The 17,543-nt window shown below is 69.7% G+C and carries 12 protein-coding genes; 5 read left to right on the top strand and 7 right to left on the bottom strand.

Annotated features, from left to right (window positions below; genetic code table 11):
• Positions 1–385 precede the first annotated feature (385 nt).
• The 3 genes from htpG (at position 386) to NW895_RS15500 (ending at position 3,924) form a co-directional block, all read left to right on the top strand.
• A complete protein-coding gene (gene htpG, locus NW895_RS15510) occupies positions 386–2,284 on the top strand; it encodes a molecular chaperone HtpG (protein ID WP_289936114.1) in 1,899 nt (632 codons plus the stop codon).
• Positions 2,285–2,544: 260 nt separating this feature from the next.
• Positions 2,545–3,087 carry a hypothetical protein gene (locus NW895_RS15505; protein ID WP_289936113.1) on the top strand — a complete coding sequence of 181 codons (543 nt, stop codon included), beginning with the start codon at positions 2,545–2,547 and terminating at the stop codon, positions 3,085–3,087.
• A 114-nt stretch (positions 3,088–3,201) separates the two neighbouring features.
• Positions 3,202–3,924 carry a class F sortase gene (locus NW895_RS15500; RefSeq protein WP_289936112.1) on the top strand — a complete coding sequence of 241 codons (723 nt, stop codon included), beginning with the start codon at positions 3,202–3,204 and terminating at the stop codon, positions 3,922–3,924.
• 23 nt (positions 3,925–3,947) lie between these two features.
• Here NW895_RS15500 and NW895_RS15495 read toward each other — a convergent pair whose 3' ends face one another.
• The 3 genes from NW895_RS15495 to NW895_RS15485 all read right to left on the bottom strand — a co-directional run bounded on the left by NW895_RS15495 (position 3,948) and on the right by NW895_RS15485 (position 7,131).
• The gene (locus NW895_RS15495; RefSeq protein WP_289936494.1) at positions 3,948–5,126 is read right to left on the bottom strand and encodes a sugar ABC transporter permease; all 1,179 of its coding nucleotides are present in this window, start codon (positions 5,124–5,126) and stop codon (positions 3,948–3,950) included.
• A gap of 98 nt (positions 5,127–5,224) precedes the next feature.
• A complete protein-coding gene (locus tag NW895_RS15490; protein ID WP_289936111.1) occupies positions 5,225–5,998 on the bottom strand; it encodes an ATP-binding cassette domain-containing protein in 774 nt (257 codons plus the stop codon).
• Between the two features lie 44 nt (positions 5,999–6,042).
• Positions 6,043–7,131, bottom strand: a complete 1,089-nt coding sequence (locus tag NW895_RS15485) for a substrate-binding domain-containing protein (RefSeq protein WP_289936492.1) — start codon at positions 7,129–7,131, stop codon at positions 6,043–6,045.
• Positions 7,132–7,450: 319 nt separating this feature from the next.
• Between NW895_RS15485 and NW895_RS15480 the strand changes: the two genes are divergently transcribed.
• Both NW895_RS15480 and NW895_RS15475 read left to right on the top strand, forming a co-directional pair.
• Positions 7,451–9,985 carry a SpoIIE family protein phosphatase gene (locus tag NW895_RS15480; protein ID WP_289936110.1) on the top strand — a complete coding sequence of 845 codons (2,535 nt, stop codon included), beginning with the start codon at positions 7,451–7,453 and terminating at the stop codon, positions 9,983–9,985.
• Positions 9,982–11,064, top strand: coding sequence for a substrate-binding domain-containing protein (locus NW895_RS15475; protein ID WP_289936109.1), 1,083 nt, complete (start codon positions 9,982–9,984; stop codon positions 11,062–11,064). Before NW895_RS15480 ends, NW895_RS15475 begins: the two co-directional genes overlap by 4 nt.
• Here the strand turns inward: NW895_RS15475 and NW895_RS15470 are convergent.
• From NW895_RS15470 to NW895_RS15455, 4 genes are all read right to left on the bottom strand, one after another.
• Entirely contained in the window at positions 11,054–14,110 is a 3,057-nt protein-coding gene (locus NW895_RS15470) for a glycoside hydrolase family 38 C-terminal domain-containing protein (RefSeq protein WP_289936108.1), read from the bottom strand. The two genes, NW895_RS15475 and NW895_RS15470, sit on opposite strands and share 11 nt — an antisense overlap.
• Positions 14,111–14,140: 30 nt before the next feature.
• The gene (locus NW895_RS15465) at positions 14,141–15,040 is read right to left on the bottom strand and encodes a carbohydrate ABC transporter permease (protein ID WP_289936107.1); all 900 of its coding nucleotides are present in this window, start codon (positions 15,038–15,040) and stop codon (positions 14,141–14,143) included.
• A complete protein-coding gene (locus tag NW895_RS15460) occupies positions 15,040–15,870 on the bottom strand; it encodes a sugar ABC transporter permease (protein WP_289936490.1) in 831 nt (276 codons plus the stop codon). The genes NW895_RS15465 and NW895_RS15460 overlap by 1 nt, the downstream gene beginning before the upstream one ends.
• 95 nt (positions 15,871–15,965) lie before the next feature.
• Positions 15,966–17,342, bottom strand: coding sequence for an extracellular solute-binding protein (locus tag NW895_RS15455; protein WP_289936106.1), 1,377 nt, complete (start codon positions 17,340–17,342; stop codon positions 15,966–15,968).
• Positions 17,343–17,543 lie beyond the last annotated feature (201 nt).

Raw genomic sequence — 17,543 nt, 5'->3', positions numbered from 1 at the left:
GTGGGGGGTGGGCCGTCGTGATGTGGGGGGAACGACCAGGGAGGTGCAGCATGTCGTACGCTGTTCGAGATATCGAAGGCACGAGTGGAATTCCGCATGCGCTGCCCGCAAGTATCCAGTCGATCAGTGCGGCGTCAAGAGGTCACGCACCAGCCGGTCACTCCGAACTCATGGACAGTTGGCCTGAGTTGAGGACATCGGTGTCTACTCCGGCAATGTCGGCACGGGCGGACCGGTCGAGACGCGCGCAGCGGAAGAGAGGCGCGCCGTACCGATGAGTATCGGCCGCCACCTGGAGAAAGACCGCCATGCCACCCTGACTTGGTGTTTAGAGTGACTGGCGCCAGTACCAGCCACTCTGCGACCTGTGAGGTACACGCGAACCATGACGACCGAAACGTTTGAGTTCCAAGTAGAGGCCCGTCAGCTTCTGCAGCTGATGATCCACTCGGTCTACTCGAACAAGGATGTCTTCCTGCGTGAACTCGTCTCCAACGCCTCCGACGCGCTCGACAAGCTGCGTCTGGCAGCCCTGCGGGACGACACACTCGACGCCGATGTGTCCGACCTGCACGTCGAGATCGACATCGACAAGGACGCCCGTACCCTCACCGTGCGGGACAACGGCATCGGGATGTCGTACGACGAGGTCGGGCAGCTCATCGGCACCATCGCCAATTCGGGCACGGCCAAGTTCCTCCAGGAGCTGCGGGAGGCCCAGGAGACGGGTGGCGCCGAGGGGCTCATCGGCCAGTTCGGCGTCGGCTTCTACGCCGCCTTCATGGTGGCGGACGAGGTGACCCTGGTGACCCGGCGGGCAGGTGAGAGCCAGGGCACCCGCTGGACGTCGCGCGGCGAGGGCACGTACACGCTGGAGCGCGTCGACGACGCCCCGCAGGGCACCGCGGTCACCCTGCACCTCAAGCCGGCGGACCCGGAGAACCAGCTCCACGACTACACCGCCACCTGGAAGATCAGGGAGATCGTCAAGCGGTACTCGGACTTCATCACCTGGCCGATCAGGCTGGTCCCGGCGGCGGGCGAGGGGGACGCCGCGCCCGAACCCGAGACGCTGAACTCGATGAAGGCCCTGTGGGCGCGCCCGCGCGACGAGGTGTCCGACGACGAGTACCACGAGCTGTACAAGCACATCAGCCACGACTGGCGCGAGCCGCTGGAGACGATCCGCCTCCAGGCGGAGGGCACCTTCGAGTACCAGGCCCTGCTGTTCGTCCCGTCGCACGCCCCGCACGACCTGTTCCGGCAGGACTTCAGGCGCGGTGTGCAGCTGTATGTGAAGCGCGTCTTCATCATGGACGACTGCGAGGCGCTGCTGCCGCCCTACCTCCGCTTCGTCAAGGGAGTCGTCGACGCTCAGGACCTCTCGCTCAACGTGTCCCGCGAGATCCTGCAGCAGGACCGGCACATCCGGATGATCCAGCGCCGGCTCACCAAGAAGGTCCTGTCGACGGTCAAGGACCTGATGGCCAAGGACCAGGACCGCTACACCACCTTCTGGCGCGAGTTCGGCGCCGTTTTGAAGGAGGGGCTGGTCACCGACTCGGAGAACCGCGACGCCCTCCTCGCCGTCTCCTCGTTCGCCACCACGCACGGCGACGACGAGCCGACCACGCTGAAGAGCTACGTGGAGCGGATGCAGGACGGGCAGGAGGACATCTACTACATCACCGGTGACTCCCGGCAGAGCATCGAGAACTCCCCCCACATGGAGGCGTTCCGGGCCAAGGGCATCGAGGTCCTGCTGCTCACCGACCCCGTCGACGAGGTGTGGGTCGACACGGTCGGCGAGTACGAGGGCAAGCGGCTGCGTTCCGTCGCCAAGGGAGAGATCGACCTCGACGCCGAGGGGGGCGAGAAGACCGACGGCGAGCGGGAGAAGCAGAACGAGGAGTACGCCGAGCTGCTCGGCTGGATGAAGGAGCAGCTGGAGGAGGACATCAAGGAGGTACGCCTCTCGTCGCGCCTCACCGTCTCCCCGGCCTGCATCGTCGCGGACGCGCACGACCTCACCCCCGCCCTGGAGAACATGTACCGCGCGATGGGCCAGGAGGTGCCGCGCACCAAGCGGATCCTTGAGCTCAACCCCGGCCACGTGCTCGTGAAGGGCCTGAACCAGGCGTACAAGGAGCGCGAGGACCGCACGCAGCTCGCCGAGACGGCGGAACTGCTGTACGGCCTTGCGGTGCTCGCCGAGGGCGGCCAGCCGAAGGAGCCCGCACGGTTCGTCAAGCTGGTGGCCGACCGCCTGGAGCACACGCTGTAGCTCCGCGGCAGGCGCGCGGTGAGAAGACGGTCCGGGGCGCCCGCTCAGGCGGAGCGCCCCGGACCGATCCGTATGTGGTTGCCCAGGGCACAAAACTCGGCTCCGCGGCACTTTTGTCGCCGGAGTGGGTGACGGCTTAACCCGAGTGAACGTCCCGGATGGTGTGCGGGCCGGATATGGCTGACGGTGGATCAGTCGAAGCCGGGTTCCCCCAGCTGCTGAAAGCGTTAGCTGCCCGGCTGTGACGGAAGGACTCTCAGATGCGTTCTGCCCGCATGCTGATCGCCACCGCAACGGCCACGGCCGCGCTTGCGATCGCCGCACCCGCCGCCTACGCCACCGCGATGGATGACGGGGACCACGGACACTCCTCCTACAGCAAGGAGCACGACAAGGACGGAGACCACGGACACTCTTCCTACAGCAAGGAGCACGACAAGGACGCCAAGCACGACAAGCCGCACGGGGGTGTTCACACGGGCGGCGGAGCGCTGACCGACGCGTCCCACGAGGACTGGAGTTCCGGCTCGGACTCCGACTCCTACAGCGGCAAGGACCACGAGGTCGGGGGCAAGGAGCACGACTTCGGGGGCAAGGAGCACGAGCAGGGCAAGGACTCGTGGGGCGGCGACCACGACAAGGGCTCATGGGACGGCGAGCACAAGCCGCGGGGCGGCGTCCACACCGGTGGCGGCGGGCTCGCCACGCCGGGTGTCACCGCCGGCGGGCTGGCCGTTCTTGGCGTGGCCGGCGCCGGCATGTACGCGCTGCGACGCAGGAAGGTCTCCGGAGGCATGGCCTGACCGGCGCCTGAGCTCGTACCGGCTGGGCCGCCGCGGCGTACCTCGCGCCGCGGCGGCCCCGCTCGCCCTCCCGCTAGTCGTGTCCGCTGCCGTGCCCGAGTGAGGTGGTCTCCGATGGCAGCCAGCCCTCCTTCCCCTACCGATACCGACCCCGTGCCGCCGGGGCGGAGGTCACGCACCGGCGCGATGATGCTCTGGAGCGGTGCCGCCCTCGCCCTGGCCGTGAGCCTGATCGGCGGCCAGGGCGAGTCGCCCGACAACGGTCGCGCACCGCATGCCGCGTCGGCCGTCACATCCGCCCCGTCCGGCGGGAACCGAGCCGAAGAAGAGAAGCAGGCCGGAGAGCCGAGCCGGGCCGGAGGGAGGGAGCCGGCGGGGAGACCGCTGCCGCGCTCCAGGCCGACCCGCCTGGTCATCCCCAAGATCTCGGTCAACGCCCCCTTCACCGCCCTTGCCATCGGGCGTTCCGGCCAGCTCGAACCCCCTCCGCCCGACGAGACCAACCTCGTCGGCTGGTATGCCGACGGCGCGTCGCCCGGTGAGGCCGGCACGGCGATCATCGCCGGGCATGTGGACACCCGGACCTCCCCGGCCGTCTTCGCGGAGCTCGGGGAACTGAAGAAGGGGGACCGGTTCCAGGTGCGGCGAGCCGACGGGCGAACCGCCTCCTTCGTGGTCGACAGCGTGGAGTCGTTCGACAAGGACCGCTTCCCCAACGAGCGCGTGTACGCGGACACCTCCGAGGCCGAGGTGCGCCTCATCACCTGTTCGGGGGATTACGACCGCGTGGCCAGGGACTACACCGAGAACCTGGTGGTCTTCGCCCACCTGGTCTGACGCCGGGAGGGGCCTGATGCGGATCAGGCCCGCCCGTGTGCCTCCTGCGAGCGCCGTGACAGAGAGTCGATGACCACCGCCGCGAAGAGCACACCGCCCGTGATGATGAACTGGACGGCGGCGGGGGTGTCCGTGATCGCCATGCCCGAGGAGATCGACTGGATCACCAGCATGCCGAGTACCGCGGACCAGGTCGTACCGCGTCCTCCGAACAGGCTGGTGCCCCCGATGACGGCGGCCGCGATGGCATTGAGCAGCAGAACCCCCGAGCCCGAGGTCTGGCTCACCGAGGTGATGCGCGAGGCCAGGAACAGGCCGCCGGCCGCGGCCAGGGTGCCCGAGACGGCGAGCACCGCCGTCTGCACCCGGATCACGCTCAGGCTGGCGCGGCGGGCGGCCTCGACACTGCCGCCGAGCGCGTAGACCTGCCGCCCGTAGTGCGTGCGGCGCAGGACGACGTCGAGGCCGGCCACCGCCACGAGGAAGATCAGGAGAGCGAGCGGCAGGCCCTGGAACCGGTTGAGCAGATACGCGGCGGCGAACGCGGTCACCGCGACCGCTCCCGCGCGCACCCCGATCCCGCGCAACGAGCGGTGCGGCATGCCGACGGCCTTGCGGCGCCGCATGTCCTGGAAGGACACGAGGAAGACCAGTCCCGCGCCCACCGCCGCCACGCCGTAGGCGACGCCGTCCTGGGTGAAGTAGTAGCTGGTCAGCTTGGCGACCAGCCCGCTCTCATCGAGGTTGACGGTGCCGCTGGTCCCGAGGATGTAGAGCATGAGTCCGTTCCAGGTGAGCAGCCCGGCGAGCGTGACGACGAACGCAGGTACCCGGGTCTTGGCGAAGGAGTAGCCCTGGACGGTTCCCGCGAGGGTGCCCGCGAGCACCCCGATGATCAGGGCGATCCACTCCGGCACGCCGTGCTTCACGTTCAGCACGGCGAACACGGCCGCCGCCAGGCCGCTGATCGAGCCGACCGACAGATCGAGCTCACCGAGCAGCAGGACGAAGACGATGCCGACCGCGATCAGGCCCGTACCCACGATGTCCACGCTGAGGTTGGACAGGTTGCGCGGCGAGAGGAAGTTCTCGTTGAGGGACTGGAAGATGATCCAGACCGCGGCCAGGACCAGGACGACGGGGACTGCGCCCAGCTCACCGGCGCTCAGCTTGTGCCGTACGACGTCGATCCAGCCCTCCATGGCACGGGCCACGGCCCGCCCGTGGTGCGGCTGACCGGACTCGGCGGTGGGCGCGCCGGGTTCGGTCCGCGTGTGGTCCGCCATGGTGCGCCTCCCTTTCACCACCTCGCCTCCCGTGGACCCATCTGACGGGGAACGTTCTCCGTGGCGCCGGTGATGGACGAGATGATCTGTTCCTGGGACGCGGTGTTCACGTCGAAGAAGCCGTTGTTGCGGCCGAGCCGCAGCACGGCGGCCCGGTCCGCGAGAGCTTTGACGTCCCCCATGTTGTGGCTGATCAGGAGGATCCCCAGACCGTGGTCGCGCAGCTGGTCCACGAGGTCCAGGACCTCGGTGGTCTGCTCAAGTCCCAGCGCGGCGGTCGGCTCGTCGAGGAGCAGGACCCGCGGCTCGCCGAGCAGCGAACGGGCGATGGCGACCGTCTGCCGCTGGCCGCTGGACAGGGAGACGACGGGGGCGCGCGGATCGGGCACGGCCCTGGTCAGGCGTTCCAGCAGGTGCCTCGTGCGGCGCTCCATCTCCACCTCGTCCAGAAACCCGTACCGGCGGATCTCCCGCCCGAGGAACAGGTTGCCGACGACGTCGAGGTTCCCGCACAGCGCGAGGTCCTGGTAGACGGTGGCGATACCGAGGTTCCGCGCGTCGTGCGGGCGCCTGATGTGGACCGTCCGGCCCTCCCACTCGATGACGCCCCGGTCCGCGGGAGCGACCCCGGAGATCACCTTCACCAGGGTGGACTTGCCGGCCCCGTTGTCGCCCAGCAGGGCGACCACCTGACCGGCGTGGATCTCCAGCTCGATGTCCGTGAGGACCTCGACCACGCCGTAGCGCTTGCACACGCCGCGCAGTGCGAGCAAGGGGGGAGTCGGCACGGGAACATCTCCTTCTCGGGGGCCCCGATCGGTCGGAAACCAGGTCAGGTCAGCCCGGCCCTGTCGCAGGCGGCGGCGAGCTGGGGAGTGCAGATCTGCCGGATCGTGTAGACACCGTCCCTGATCAGGGTTTCCTCGATGTTGTCGACGGTCACGGAGACCGGGCTGAGCATGACGGCCGGAACCGTCTGCCCGTCGGGGGTGGTCACCTTGCCCGTGGACACCGGGTCGAGGCTGTCACCGCGGGCCGCGGCCACGGCCAGGGTGGCGCCGGCGGAAGCCTCCGGACCGAAGGGCTTGTAGACGGTCATGTACTGATCGCCGCCGACGATGCGCCGCAGGGCTCCGAGTTCGGCGTCCTGCCCGGTGACGGGGGGCAACGGCTCGACCTTGTTCGCCTTCAGGGCGGAGATGCTGCCGGCTGCGAGGCCGTCGTTGGCGGCGTAGACCCCATGGATGTTGGCGACGCCGAGCGCGGAGATGGCGCCGGACATGTTCATGTTCGCGGCCTCCGTCCTCCACAGGAGGGTGTCGTACTCCTTGCCGATCTTCACCTTGCCCCGCAGAACGGACAGGGCGCCCTTCTTGAACGCCACCGCGTTGGGGTCGCTGGGATCGCCGTTCATCATGACGATCTGCTCGCTGCGCATCCTGTCGCCCATGGCCTTCAGCAGGGCCCTGGCCTGGAGACGGCCGACCTCCTCGCCGTCGAAGGAGACGTACCCCGAGATCGGGCCCTCGGCGAGGCGGTCGTAGGCGATGACCGGGATGCCGGCCTGCTCCGCCTGCCTGACCGCGGGGGCCAGCGACCTGGCGTCCACGGCCACGAGCACGATGGCGTCGACATCCTGGGTGATCATCGAGTCCATCTGCTCCTGCTGGAGGGCCACATCGCCCTTGGCGTTGGCGTGCTCGACCGTGCAGTCGCCGCAGAGCTCCTCCGTCTTCTGCTCGAAGAAGGGCCTGTCCTGTGTCTCCCAGCGGGCCGTGGTGGCGTCCGGCAGCAGCAGGCCGATCGTCGGCGAGTCGTCCCCGCCGGAGTCGTTCCCCGCATCGGACCCGCAGGCCGCGAGAGTGACGGCTGTCGAGACCGCGGTCATGGCGAGGGCCGTGTCCCGTATGCAGGCCTTCATGTGGATGCAGGCCTTCATGTGAGAGACCTCCCTTGACCTTCACCGTGCCTGGCGAGGGGGCGCTCACGGTTGTCCGCGATCACGGAGGACCAGTGGGGTCGTCACCATTTCTGCAAGACCGCCACGTCGTCAGTGTGACACCGGCTGCGGTGAACTGCGAATGCAGTGGCCATCGATGCCGTGGAGCCCGGCGGGCCCCGACACCGATGGCGGGCAGACGACTCTGTCTGGTTTGCCGGTATATGCGATTCTGGTGTGTGGGTGCCCCGATCTGGACTCTTTCGGCACCTGCGGCATGGACGGGAGGTAGGTTGCGGACATGCCTCATGACGGCCCTGCCCCGGCCGGAGTATCCGAGCCACGGGCGCCCGAGGCCGGCGCCGCAGACACGGGTTCACCGCCTCCGGTGCCGGGTGCAGCCGCGAGTGATCGGGCCCTGACGTTCGCCGGAGCGGCGCTGGCGGCGCTGTATGTGCCCGGCGCCGGGGACGCCGGGCTCCGGCTGGTGGAAACGGCCGGATGCGGCGCCGCCCAGTACCGGCTGCCGGAGCATCTGCCCCTGACCGGTGGCTCGCCCGCGGCACACGCGCTGCACCTCGACCGGCCGGTGTGGCTGGGCTCCGCGGCACTCGCCTCCTTCGCCGAGGGCGGGCCGACGCCGGCGCGCGGGGAGGCGACCCTCGGTGCGCTGCCCCTGGAGGCGGAGGGCAGGCGGCTGGGCTGCCTCGTCGTCGTGGGGACGTCCCCCGACGGCTTCGACGTCGAGCAGCAGCGCTTCCTGGAGCGGTACGCCGACGCCGTCGCCGACCTGCTCCGAGCCGGAAACGGCCGGCCGCCGCCGACGTCGCTGCTGGGGCCCGCCCTGCGGAGTCTGCGCGTCGGCTCGTTCGTCCTGGTGCCGGACACCGGCGTGATCGAGGCGGACGAGACCCTGCTGGAGCTGGTCGGCATCACCCCCGACGACTTCGACGGCAAGGCGGACACCCTGCTCTCGCACGCCCTCCCGGAGGACATGCACGCGCTGATGTCGGTGCTGGAGCCGTCCACCCAGGCCTTCGGCCGGCGCGAGCTGGAGTTCCGCGTCCGTTGCCCGACCGGTGAGATGCGCTGGCTGAGCATGGGATGCCGGGTGGTCACGGGCACCGACGACCGGCCGGAGCAGGTGCTGGGCGTGGTGACGGCCACCTCGGTGCTGCGCCGGACCGCCGACGACGTCTCCCGGATCCAGTGGCTGACCGCCGCACTCGACGATGCCGCAACCGTCAGTGAGGTCAGCCATGTGCTGGTCACCGCGCTGCGTGAACCACTGGGTGCCGACCGGGTGGCGCTCGCCGAACTGCAGGACGACCGGCTCACGGTCACCGTCCTCGACCCGCCGCAGCCCTCCGCCTGGCCGAGGGCCTGGCGCTCCGAGTGGCGTACGGAGTGGCCCGACGCACCACTCAGCGCCCTGCCCACGCTGCAGATGGCGCTGCGGGACGGACGCCTGGATCTGTGGCCCGCCGGCACCTCCCTCGAACCCGCCCTCGCGGGCGTCGGCGACGGAGGTCTGGCCGTCCTGCCACTCCCCGCCAAGGGCAGGATCGCCGGCGTGTGCCTGGTCGGCTGGGACCAGCCGCACGAGTTCGCCCCCGAGGAGAGGTCCCTGCTGACGGCCACCGCGGCGCTGGCCGGGCAGGCCCTCAAGCGCGCGCACGCGCATGACGCCGAGCAGGAACTCGCGACGATGCTGCAGCGCAGCCTGCTGCCCCGGCGCCTGCCCGAACTGCCCGGAGGGACGGCCGTCGCCCGCTATCTGCCCGCCAGGCGCGGCCTGCAGGTCGGCGGCGACTGGTACGACGTCATCGCGCTCTCCGAGGACCGGGTGGCGCTGGTCATCGGGGACGTACAGGGGCACAGCGCCGGAGCCGCGACCATCATGGGCCAGATGCGGACCGCGGTCAGGGCGTACGCGGTGGAGGGGCACCCGCCCGACGTGGTGGTCTCCCACGCCAACCGCCTGCTCGTCGGTATGGAGACCGACCTGTTCGCCACCTGCTGCTATGTCGAACTGGACATGGAGGAGGGCAACACTCTGTTCGTCCGGGCCGGGCACCTCTCCCCGCTGCTCCGCCACCCCGACGGCACCACCGAGGAGGTGCAGGTCGAGGGCGGGCTCCCGCTCGGCATATCGGCGGAGGCGGAGTTCCCCATGACAGCGGTCGCCCTGACCCCCGGCGCGGTGCTCGCCCTGGTCACCGACGGCCTGGTCGAGGCCGCCGATCTGCCGCTGGACGAGGGCATGGACCGCACCCGCGCCGCCCTCGCCGCGGCCGACCCGGAGGACCCGGGGCGGATGGCCGACGAACTGCTCGGCGACGGCGTCCGCCGTGAGGACGACGTGGCACTGCTGCTGTTGCGCTACGACGGCATGAAGACCCGGCCGATACGGGCCGGCTGGGTGGTGTGGCGGCTGCCCGACGCCGTCATGCACGCCCGCCGTTTCACCGCACGCACCCTGCGCAGGTGGAAGGTCGACCAAGCGGCCGACGCGGTGCTGCTGGTCGTCTCCGAACTGGTCACCAACGCCTTGGTGCACACTCAGGGCGCGGTCCGCCTCGACCTGGTGCTCCGCGGGGACCGGGTGCGCGTCAGCGTGAGCGACTCCTCGCCGCGAGCGCCCGCCAAGCCGGTGATCGTGGACTGGGAGGCCACCGGCGGGCGGGGCCTGCTGCTGGTCGAGGCGATGTCGGATGCCTTCGGCTCGGTGCCGGTGGCCGGTGGCAAGCAGGTGTGGAGCGAGATCGTCGTGCCGGGAGGTGAGCCGGTTCCCGCGGAATCCGGACTCGGCAGCGAGCGAGGAGGGCTGCTGTGAAAACCCGCGCGCGGCATGTCGTCGCGGCACTCGTCGCGGTCGTCATGACGGTGTCCCTGGCCGCCTGTGGGGGAGACGACGGTGCCGGCACGGACACCTTCACCGTCGGACTGCTCCTCCCCAACCGGGCGACCCCCCGCTGGGAGCATTCCGACAAGCCGCTGATCGAGAAGCGGGTGAAGGAGCTGTGCCCCGGCTGCACCATCGCGTACGCCAACGCCGAGAACGACGCGGCGCGGCAGCAGAACCAGGTGACCTCCATGATCACCAAGGGGGTCAGGGTCCTGATCCTCGACGCCGCCGACAGCAGAGCGCTCCGCTCCTCCATCCAGGAGGCGCGCCGGGCGGACGTCCCGGTCGTCGCCTACGACCGGCTTGCCGAGGGCCCGATCTCGGGTTTCGTGAGTTTCGACGGCGCGCAGGTCGGCAGGCTCCAGGGCGAGGCGCTGCTGAAGGCCATGGGCGACACGGCGAACAGCCGGAGCGTCGTCATGATGAACGGCGACCCGACCAGCCCCAACGCCGCCTGGTTCCGCAGGGGCGCGCTGTCCGTCCTCACCGGCAAGGTGAAGATCGGCAGGTCGTACGACACCCTGGGCTGGCGGTCGGAGAACGCCCACGCCAACATGTCCGCCGCCATCACGGCGCTGGGCCCGGACCGGATCGGCGGCGTCCTCGCGGCCAACGACTCCATCGCCGCAGGGGTCATCTCCGCGCTCAAGAGCGCCGGTGTCCACCCCCTGCCTCCCGTCACCGGTCAGGACGCCGATCTGGACGCCGTACGGCGGATCGTCAAGGGCGAGCAGTACATGACGGTGTACAAACCGTTCGAGACGGAGGCCGACTCGGCGGCCGCCATGGCCGTCGCCCTGGGCCGCGGTGAGGACCTCGGCGACATCGCCACGACGACGATCGACAGCCCCACCACCGAGCGCATCCCGGCCGTGCTGCTGACCCCCAGGGCGGTGACGGCCGACACGATCGAGCAGGTCCTCGTCAAGGACGGTGCGTACACCGTCGAGCAGATCTGCACACCGGCGCTCCGGGCGGCCTGCGACCGGGCCGGGCTCACCGGGTGAGGCGGAACCGGAGGGTGAGGATCTGGAAGGGGCGCAGGGTCAACCGGACGGTGTCACCGGTGACCTGATGGCTCGTCGGGTCGTCGAGTGGGCGTTCCAGGAGGTCGGTCGTGGTGGCGGAGGTGAAGGGGAAGCCGGCGGTGAGGGTGGCGCGGGCGCGGGTGCCGTGGGACTCGTAGAGACGGACGACGATGTCGCCGGACCGGTCGTCGGCGAGCTTGACGGCCTCCACGACGACCCCCGCGTGGTCGACCGAGAGCAGCGGAGCGACGGGCGTGCTGCCCTGGCGGACGCGTTCGGGCAGGTTGAAGTGGTAGCCCTCGCGCACGGCGTCGGCGATACCGGCGCCGACGACCAGGGCGTAGCGGAGCCGGTGGGTGCCCTGGTCGGTGTCCGGGTCGGGGAAGCGGGGGGCGCGCAGCAGGGAGAGCCGGACCGTGGTCGTGGTGCCGCCGTCGGGCCGGACATCGCGGGTGACGTCATGGCCGTAGGTGGAGTCGTTGACCAGGGCGGCGCCCCAGTCGCGTTCGCCGACGTGCAGGAACCGGTGGGCGCAGACCTCGAACTTGGCGGCGTCCCAGCTGGTGTTGGTGTGGGTGGGCCGTTCGACGTGTCCGAAGGGGATCTCGGCGCTGGAGTGCGCGGCGCGGACGTCCAGCGGGAAGGCGGCCTTGAGGAGTTTCTCCTTCTCGTGCCAGTCGACGACGGTGTCGATGACGAGACGCCTGGAACCGGCGGGCAGGGTCAGGTGCTGTTCGATCCGTGAAGCCCCGAAGGCGCGGACCACGCGGACGGCCCCCTCCGCCGCGGTGACCGACTCGGCGTCCGTGAGGTCGCGGACCGTGTTGCGGTGGAAGGCGTCGACGTCCCAGGCGTCCCACTGGTTGGGGAAGTCCTGGTGCAGCTGGAGCAGGTTGGCGACCGCACCGGGCGGCAGTGCCTCACGGTCGGCGGTGCGGTCGTGGGCGGACGTGATCAGGCCCCGTGCGTCGACGGTCACCCGGATCAGGCCGTTGTCCAGGAGGAAGCCGTCGCCGTCAGCGACCGGCGGCACGTTGCCCTCGGCCGGGCCGGTGCGGACAGCCGCGCCGAGTGCCGGGACGTCCCCGCGGGCGTGCGGGGCGGCGTTGAAGACGACCCTCCCCTCGCCGGGCCCGGCCAGGGCGCGCTGCGCGTCCTCGACGATCTGTTCCAGCTCCCGGGCGACGGCCTGGTACGTCTCCTCGGCCTCGCGGTGCACCCAGGCGATCGACGTCCCCGGCAGGATGTCGTGGAACTGGTGCAGCAGCACCGTCTTCCAGAGCCGGTCCAGTGCCTCGTACGGGTACGGGTGGCCGTGCCGCACGGCGGCGGTGGCCGCCCACAGCTCGGCCTCGCGCAGCAGGTGCTCGCTGCGCCGGTTGCCCTGCTTGGTGGCGAGCTGGCTGGTCAGCGTCCCCCGGTGGAATTCCAGGTACAGCTCGCCGGACCACACCGGGGCGCCGCCGTTCGCCTCGTACTCGGCGTGCGCGCGGGCGAAGAAGGTGGCGGGCCGCTCCAGCGTGACCCGGGCCGAGCCCTCCAGATCGGCCAGCCGGGCGGCGCGGGCCAGCATCTCGCGGGTGGGGCCACCGCCGCCGTCGCCGTAGCCGAAGGGGATGAGGGAGTGGTTGGCGGCGGCCTTGTCCTGGAAGTTGCGCACGCTGTGGGCGATGTCGGCGCCGGACAGGTCGCCGTTGTAGCTGTCGACGGGCGGGAAGTGGCTGAAGATCCGGGTGCCGTCGATGCCCTCCCACCAGAAGGTGTGGTGCGGGAACTTGTTGGTGGTGTTCCAGGAGATCTTCTGGGTGAGGAACCAGCGCACCCCCGCCAGCTTCATCAGCTGGGGCAGGGCGGCGTTGTAGCCGAAGGTGTCCGGCAGCCACATCTCCTCGGTCTCGACGCCGAACTCCTCCACGTAGAACCGCTTGCCGTGGACGAACTGGCGGACCAGCGACTCGCCGCCGCTGAGGTTCGTGTCGGGTTCCACCCACAGGCTGCCGGTGGGCAGGAACTGCCCGGTCTTCACCTTCTCCCGGGCGCGCTCGTACACGTCGGGCCGGTGCTCCTTGAGCCAGGCCAGCTGCTGCGCCTGGGACATCACGAAACGGAACTCAGGGTGGTCGTCCATGAGCTGGGTGACATTGGAGACCGTACGGGCGACCTTGCGCACCGTCTCGCGCAGCGGCCAGAGCCAGGCCGTGTCGATGTGGGCGTGCCCGACCGCGGAGATGCGGTGCGCGCTCGCACTCGCCGGTGCCGCCAGCGCCGGGGCCAGCGCCGCGCGTGCCGCGGCAGCGCTGCCGCCGACGTCCTGCAGGTCCACCGCGTCCAGGGCGTGTTCGACCGCCCGCAGAATCTGCCAGCGGCGCGGCGACTCCACGGGCAGCTCCTGCATCAGCTGCCCGAGCACCTCCAGGTCCTGTACGAGTTCGTGGACCTCCCGGTCGAAGACGGCGAGGTCCAGCCGCCGCAGCCGGTACAGCGGTTCACCGGGGTCGGCGGCCGGGTCGCCCAGCCAGGGCGCGCGTCCGCCGACCGATGTCGGACCGAACGTGAGCCGGTCGGGGGCGGTGTGCATGACGACGGGGTTGGCGGCGGCCTCGATGTACCGGACGACCTCCTCGCCGCCGGCGGCCGACGCGGTGACCGGCAGCCAGGTGTTGCGCGGGTTGAGCGCCTTCACGGCGGTGCCGTCGGCCCGGTGGACCAGGCCCTCGGCGGAGAAGCCGGGGGAGTGCGGGGAGAACCCCAGGTCGAGCACGGCCTCGACGGGCAGCCCCGCCCACTCGGCCGGGATCGAGCCGCTGACCCGGAACCAGCTCGTCGACCAGGCGGGACCCCACCGGTCGCCGACCCGTGCCGGGCGGTAGGGCGCGGACAGGCCCTCGTGGACCGGCACCGGTTCGCCGGGCACGTTCCAGATCTCGACCCGGAGGGGGACCGACCGGGCGTGGACGGCCGGGCGGATGCGTTCGTTCAGCACCCGGGCGAGCCGCTGCTCGGTGAGTTCACGGTCGTAGTGCATGGAGGTGGTCTTCCGTGGGAGGTGTGGGGGTCAGCCCTTGAGCGCGCCGCCCAGCGCGAAGCCGCCGCCCAGCTTCCGGGACAGCAGCAGGTAGAGCATCACGACGGGCAGGGAGTAGAGCATCGAGAACGCCGACAGTTGCCCGTACTGTGTCTGGTCGTGGGCGCTGAGAAAGGTGAACACGCTGACGGACGCGGGGAGTTTCTCCGGGGACAGCAGCAGGATGAAGGGGACGAAGAAGTTCCCCCACATGCCGATGAAGGTGAAGATCGTGACCACGATGACGCCGGGGCGCATCAGCGGCAGGACGATCCGCCACAGCACCTGAAGGGTGTTCGCGCCGTCGATCCGGGCGGACTCCTCCAGCACGATCGGCACACCGTCCATGAAGCTCTTCATCAGCCAGATCCCGAACGGCAGCGCGGACGCGGCCAGGAACAGCGTCGTACCGGGCATCGAGTCGATGAGGTTCACCTGCACGAACATGCTGTAGACCGGGATCATCACTGCGGTGATGGGCAGCCCGGTGGAGAACAGGATCGTGTACAGGAACGGGCGGCGCAGCCGCGACCGGTACCGGGACAGCGGATAGGCGGCCAGCACCGACACCACCACCGTCACCAGCGTCCCGAAGCCGCACAGCAGCAGGCTGTCGAACAGCGGCCGGTAGGTGGTGTCGACGTTGAGGATCGCGTCGAAGTTGCCGAGCGTGAGCGACGACGGCCAGGTCAGCCGGAAGCTGTTGGTGTGGCTGACCGAGGCCAGCAGCATCCACAGCAGGGGCAGGACGTACGCAAGCGAGACCGCCAGCAGAACGGCGTTCACCGCGATACGGCCGGGGAGGGGGCGGCGCCGTCGCGAGGCCTGCGGTGCGGGGGTGGTCGTACTCCGCCGGGCCGGACTGGCGGGCGGGGAAGCGACGGCGGCCATCAGTCGTCCTCCAGTTTCAGCAGCCGGATGTACACGACGGAGAACAGGGCGCCGACCACCAGCAGGACCAGGGCGATCGCCGTGCCGTAGCCGATGAGGCTGTTCTGGAACGCCTGCTGGTACATGAAGATCGGCAGGGTCTCGCTCTTGTTGCCCGGTCCGCCGCGGGTCATGGTGTAGATCAGGCCGAAGACGGAGAGCGTCTGCAGCGTGATCAGCATCAGGTTGGTCATGATCGACCGCCGGATGACCGGCAGCACGACCCGCCACAGCCGCTGCCAGGGACCCGCACCGTCCATCTCGGCCGCCTCGGTCAGCTCCTGCGGCACGTCGTTGAGGGCGGCGGAGAAGACCATCATCGAAAACGCCGTGCCCCGCCAGACGTTGGCGAGGCACACCGCCAGGATCGGCATCGTGTACAACCAGTTCTGCTGCGGCAGGTGCAGGGCGTCCAGGATGGCGTTGAGCGAGCCCTGGCGGTAGAAGAACGCGTACATGAGATAGCCGGCGACCACCTCGGGCAGCACCCAGGCGCCGATGACGACGCCGTTGGTGAGCGCCCGGACCGGCTTCTCCGCCTTCTCCATCAGCACGGCCAGCGCCAGCCCCAGGGTGTTCTGGCCGACGACGGCGGAGCCGAGGACGAACGCCAGCGTCAGCCAGACCGCGTTCAGGAAGTCGGTGTCGTCGAGCGCCCGCTGGAAGTTGTCCAGGCCCACGAAGTGCGTGCCGGCCGCGCCGGTGAGCTGCATGTCGGTGAACGCGTAGTACACGCAGTAAGCGATCGGTCCGGCCAGGAAGACGGCCAGCAGGACCAGCGACGGCAGCATCGGCAGGCCGCGCAGCAGGGACCGTACGGCGGCGGGCGGCGCCCCGCCGGGCCGGTGGCGGTCGCCGGCCTTGCGGGGCGCCGAGGTCAGCGCGGTCACGGGGCACCCTTGACGGTCTTGTCACCGCCCACGGCGGCCTTCACATCACTGTCGTAGGTGGCGGCCGCCTCGCCGACGGAGGCCTGGTTCGTGGTCACCGATTCCATGGCCTTCTGGATCGCGGTCGAGACCTGGTTGTAGACGGGCAGGCCGGGCCGGTAGTGGGTGTACTTCACGAGGTCGGTGAAGAACTTGTTGGTCTCCACGGCGTTCAGATATGCCGGGTCACTGGCGGCGTCCGTGCGGACCGCGATGCCGGCGTTGATGGCGTTCCACTTGGCGTGGTTGGCCTTCGTCTGGACGGTGGTGAGGAACTTCCAGGCCAGATCAGGGTTCTTGGCCTTCGCCGGGATCGACCAGGCCCAGCCGCCGGACATGCTGACCTTGCCGGGTGCCTGGCCGTTCTGGGTGGGCATGGCCGCGGTGCCGATCACCGTCTTCCACTGGCTCCACGGTTTGGAGCTGGTGGGGCCCCAGTTGTTGGGCATCCAGGAGCCGTCGATGTCCATCGCCAGCTTGCCCTGGGGGAACAGTTCGGTGCCGACGGTGGTACCGAAGTTGGCACCGAGGGCCTGGTCCACCGGAGGGCCGAGCTTCTCGTGGTAGACGGTGTGGACGAAGTCGAGCGAGTCCTTGAAGGCCTTGCTGCCCACGACCCACTTCTTCTGGCCGGCGTCGTAGAGGGACTTGTCGCCCGCCGGAGTGCCGTACAGCAGCATCTCGAAGCCCTGCATGGAGGAGGCCTCGCCGCCCGCCGTGCCGGTGTAGAGGTTCAGCGGGACGACACCGGGCAGCTTCGCCTTGATCTTCCTGGCCGCGCTGAGGATGTCGTCCCAGGTCTTCGGCTGCCAGGGCACGGAGATCCCGGCCTTGGTGAAGAGCTGCTTGTTGTACCAGATCCCGCGGGTGTCGGTGCCGTCCGGGACGCCGTACATCTTGCCGTCCGAGCCGCCGCGCACCGCGTTCTTGGAAGCCGGGGCGAACTTCGACCAGTCGCTCCACTTGGCCAGGTAGGCGTCGAGCGGCTTGAGGTAGCCGCTCGCGATGTCGGAGTTGATCAGGAAGGTGTCCTCGTAGACCAGATCGGGGGCGGTCGCGGGGGACCGCATCATCAGCTGGATCTTGGTGTAGTAGTCGTTCTCCGAGGCGGTGACCGGGACGAGGGTCACCTTGGTGCCCGGGTTGGCCTTGGTGAACTGCTTGACCATCGAGGCGAGGAAGTCGGCATGGAGCTTGTTGTTGCTGTCCAGGTTCTGCCAGTAGACGACCTTGATCGACTTGGCGGAGCTGCCCGAGGACCCCGAACCGCAGCCGGAGACGAGCAGGGCGGTGGTGGCGGTGAGGGCTGCGGCAGCGAAAAGTCTCGAACGCACTGTGGTTCCTCCGGAACGCGAACCTGAGGGGAAGCCGCGACTGAGTGCGGGCTTCGGGCAGCTCGAACGAGGCGTTCCACTCGGCGCCACCCCGCGCGACCTGGCCTTGCGGGCCCGGCTTGGTGGCGCACAGCTAAATCCAATTGATGGATTAAGTCAACGCTTCCGGTGTGTAAACTTTCGGCACGGATCACCGATATC

The organism is Streptomyces sp. S.PNR 29, from assembly GCF_030386795.1.
Classification (GTDB): Bacteria; Actinomycetota; Actinomycetes; order Streptomycetales; family Streptomycetaceae; genus Streptomyces.
The sequence above is the reverse complement of the archived record's forward strand: the minus strand, read 5'-3'. Positions and strand labels throughout refer to the sequence as shown.

Coding starts and splice junctions, on each gene's coding strand:
- NW895_RS15480 (WP_289936110.1), top strand. CDS start 7,451: ATGCCTCATGACGGCCCTGCCCCGGCCGGAGTATCCGAGCCACGGGCG.
- NW895_RS15485 (WP_289936492.1), bottom strand. CDS start 7,131: ATGAAGGCCTGCATACGGGACACGGCCCTCGCCATGACCGCGGTCTCG.
- NW895_RS15495 (WP_289936494.1), bottom strand. CDS start 5,126: ATGGAGGGCTGGATCGACGTCGTACGGCACAAGCTGAGCGCCGGTGAG.
- htpG (WP_289936114.1), top strand. CDS start 386: ATGACGACCGAAACGTTTGAGTTCCAAGTAGAGGCCCGTCAGCTTCTG.
- NW895_RS15505 (WP_289936113.1), top strand. CDS start 2,545: ATGCGTTCTGCCCGCATGCTGATCGCCACCGCAACGGCCACGGCCGCG.
- NW895_RS15460 (WP_289936490.1), bottom strand. CDS start 15,870: ATGCTGCCGTCGCTGGTCCTGCTGGCCGTCTTCCTGGCCGGACCGATC.
- NW895_RS15500 (WP_289936112.1), top strand. CDS start 3,202: ATGGCAGCCAGCCCTCCTTCCCCTACCGATACCGACCCCGTGCCGCCG.
- NW895_RS15465 (WP_289936107.1), bottom strand. CDS start 15,040: ATGGCCGCCGTCGCTTCCCCGCCCGCCAGTCCGGCCCGGCGGAGTACG.
- NW895_RS15470 (WP_289936108.1), bottom strand. CDS start 14,110: ATGCACTACGACCGTGAACTCACCGAGCAGCGGCTCGCCCGGGTGCTG.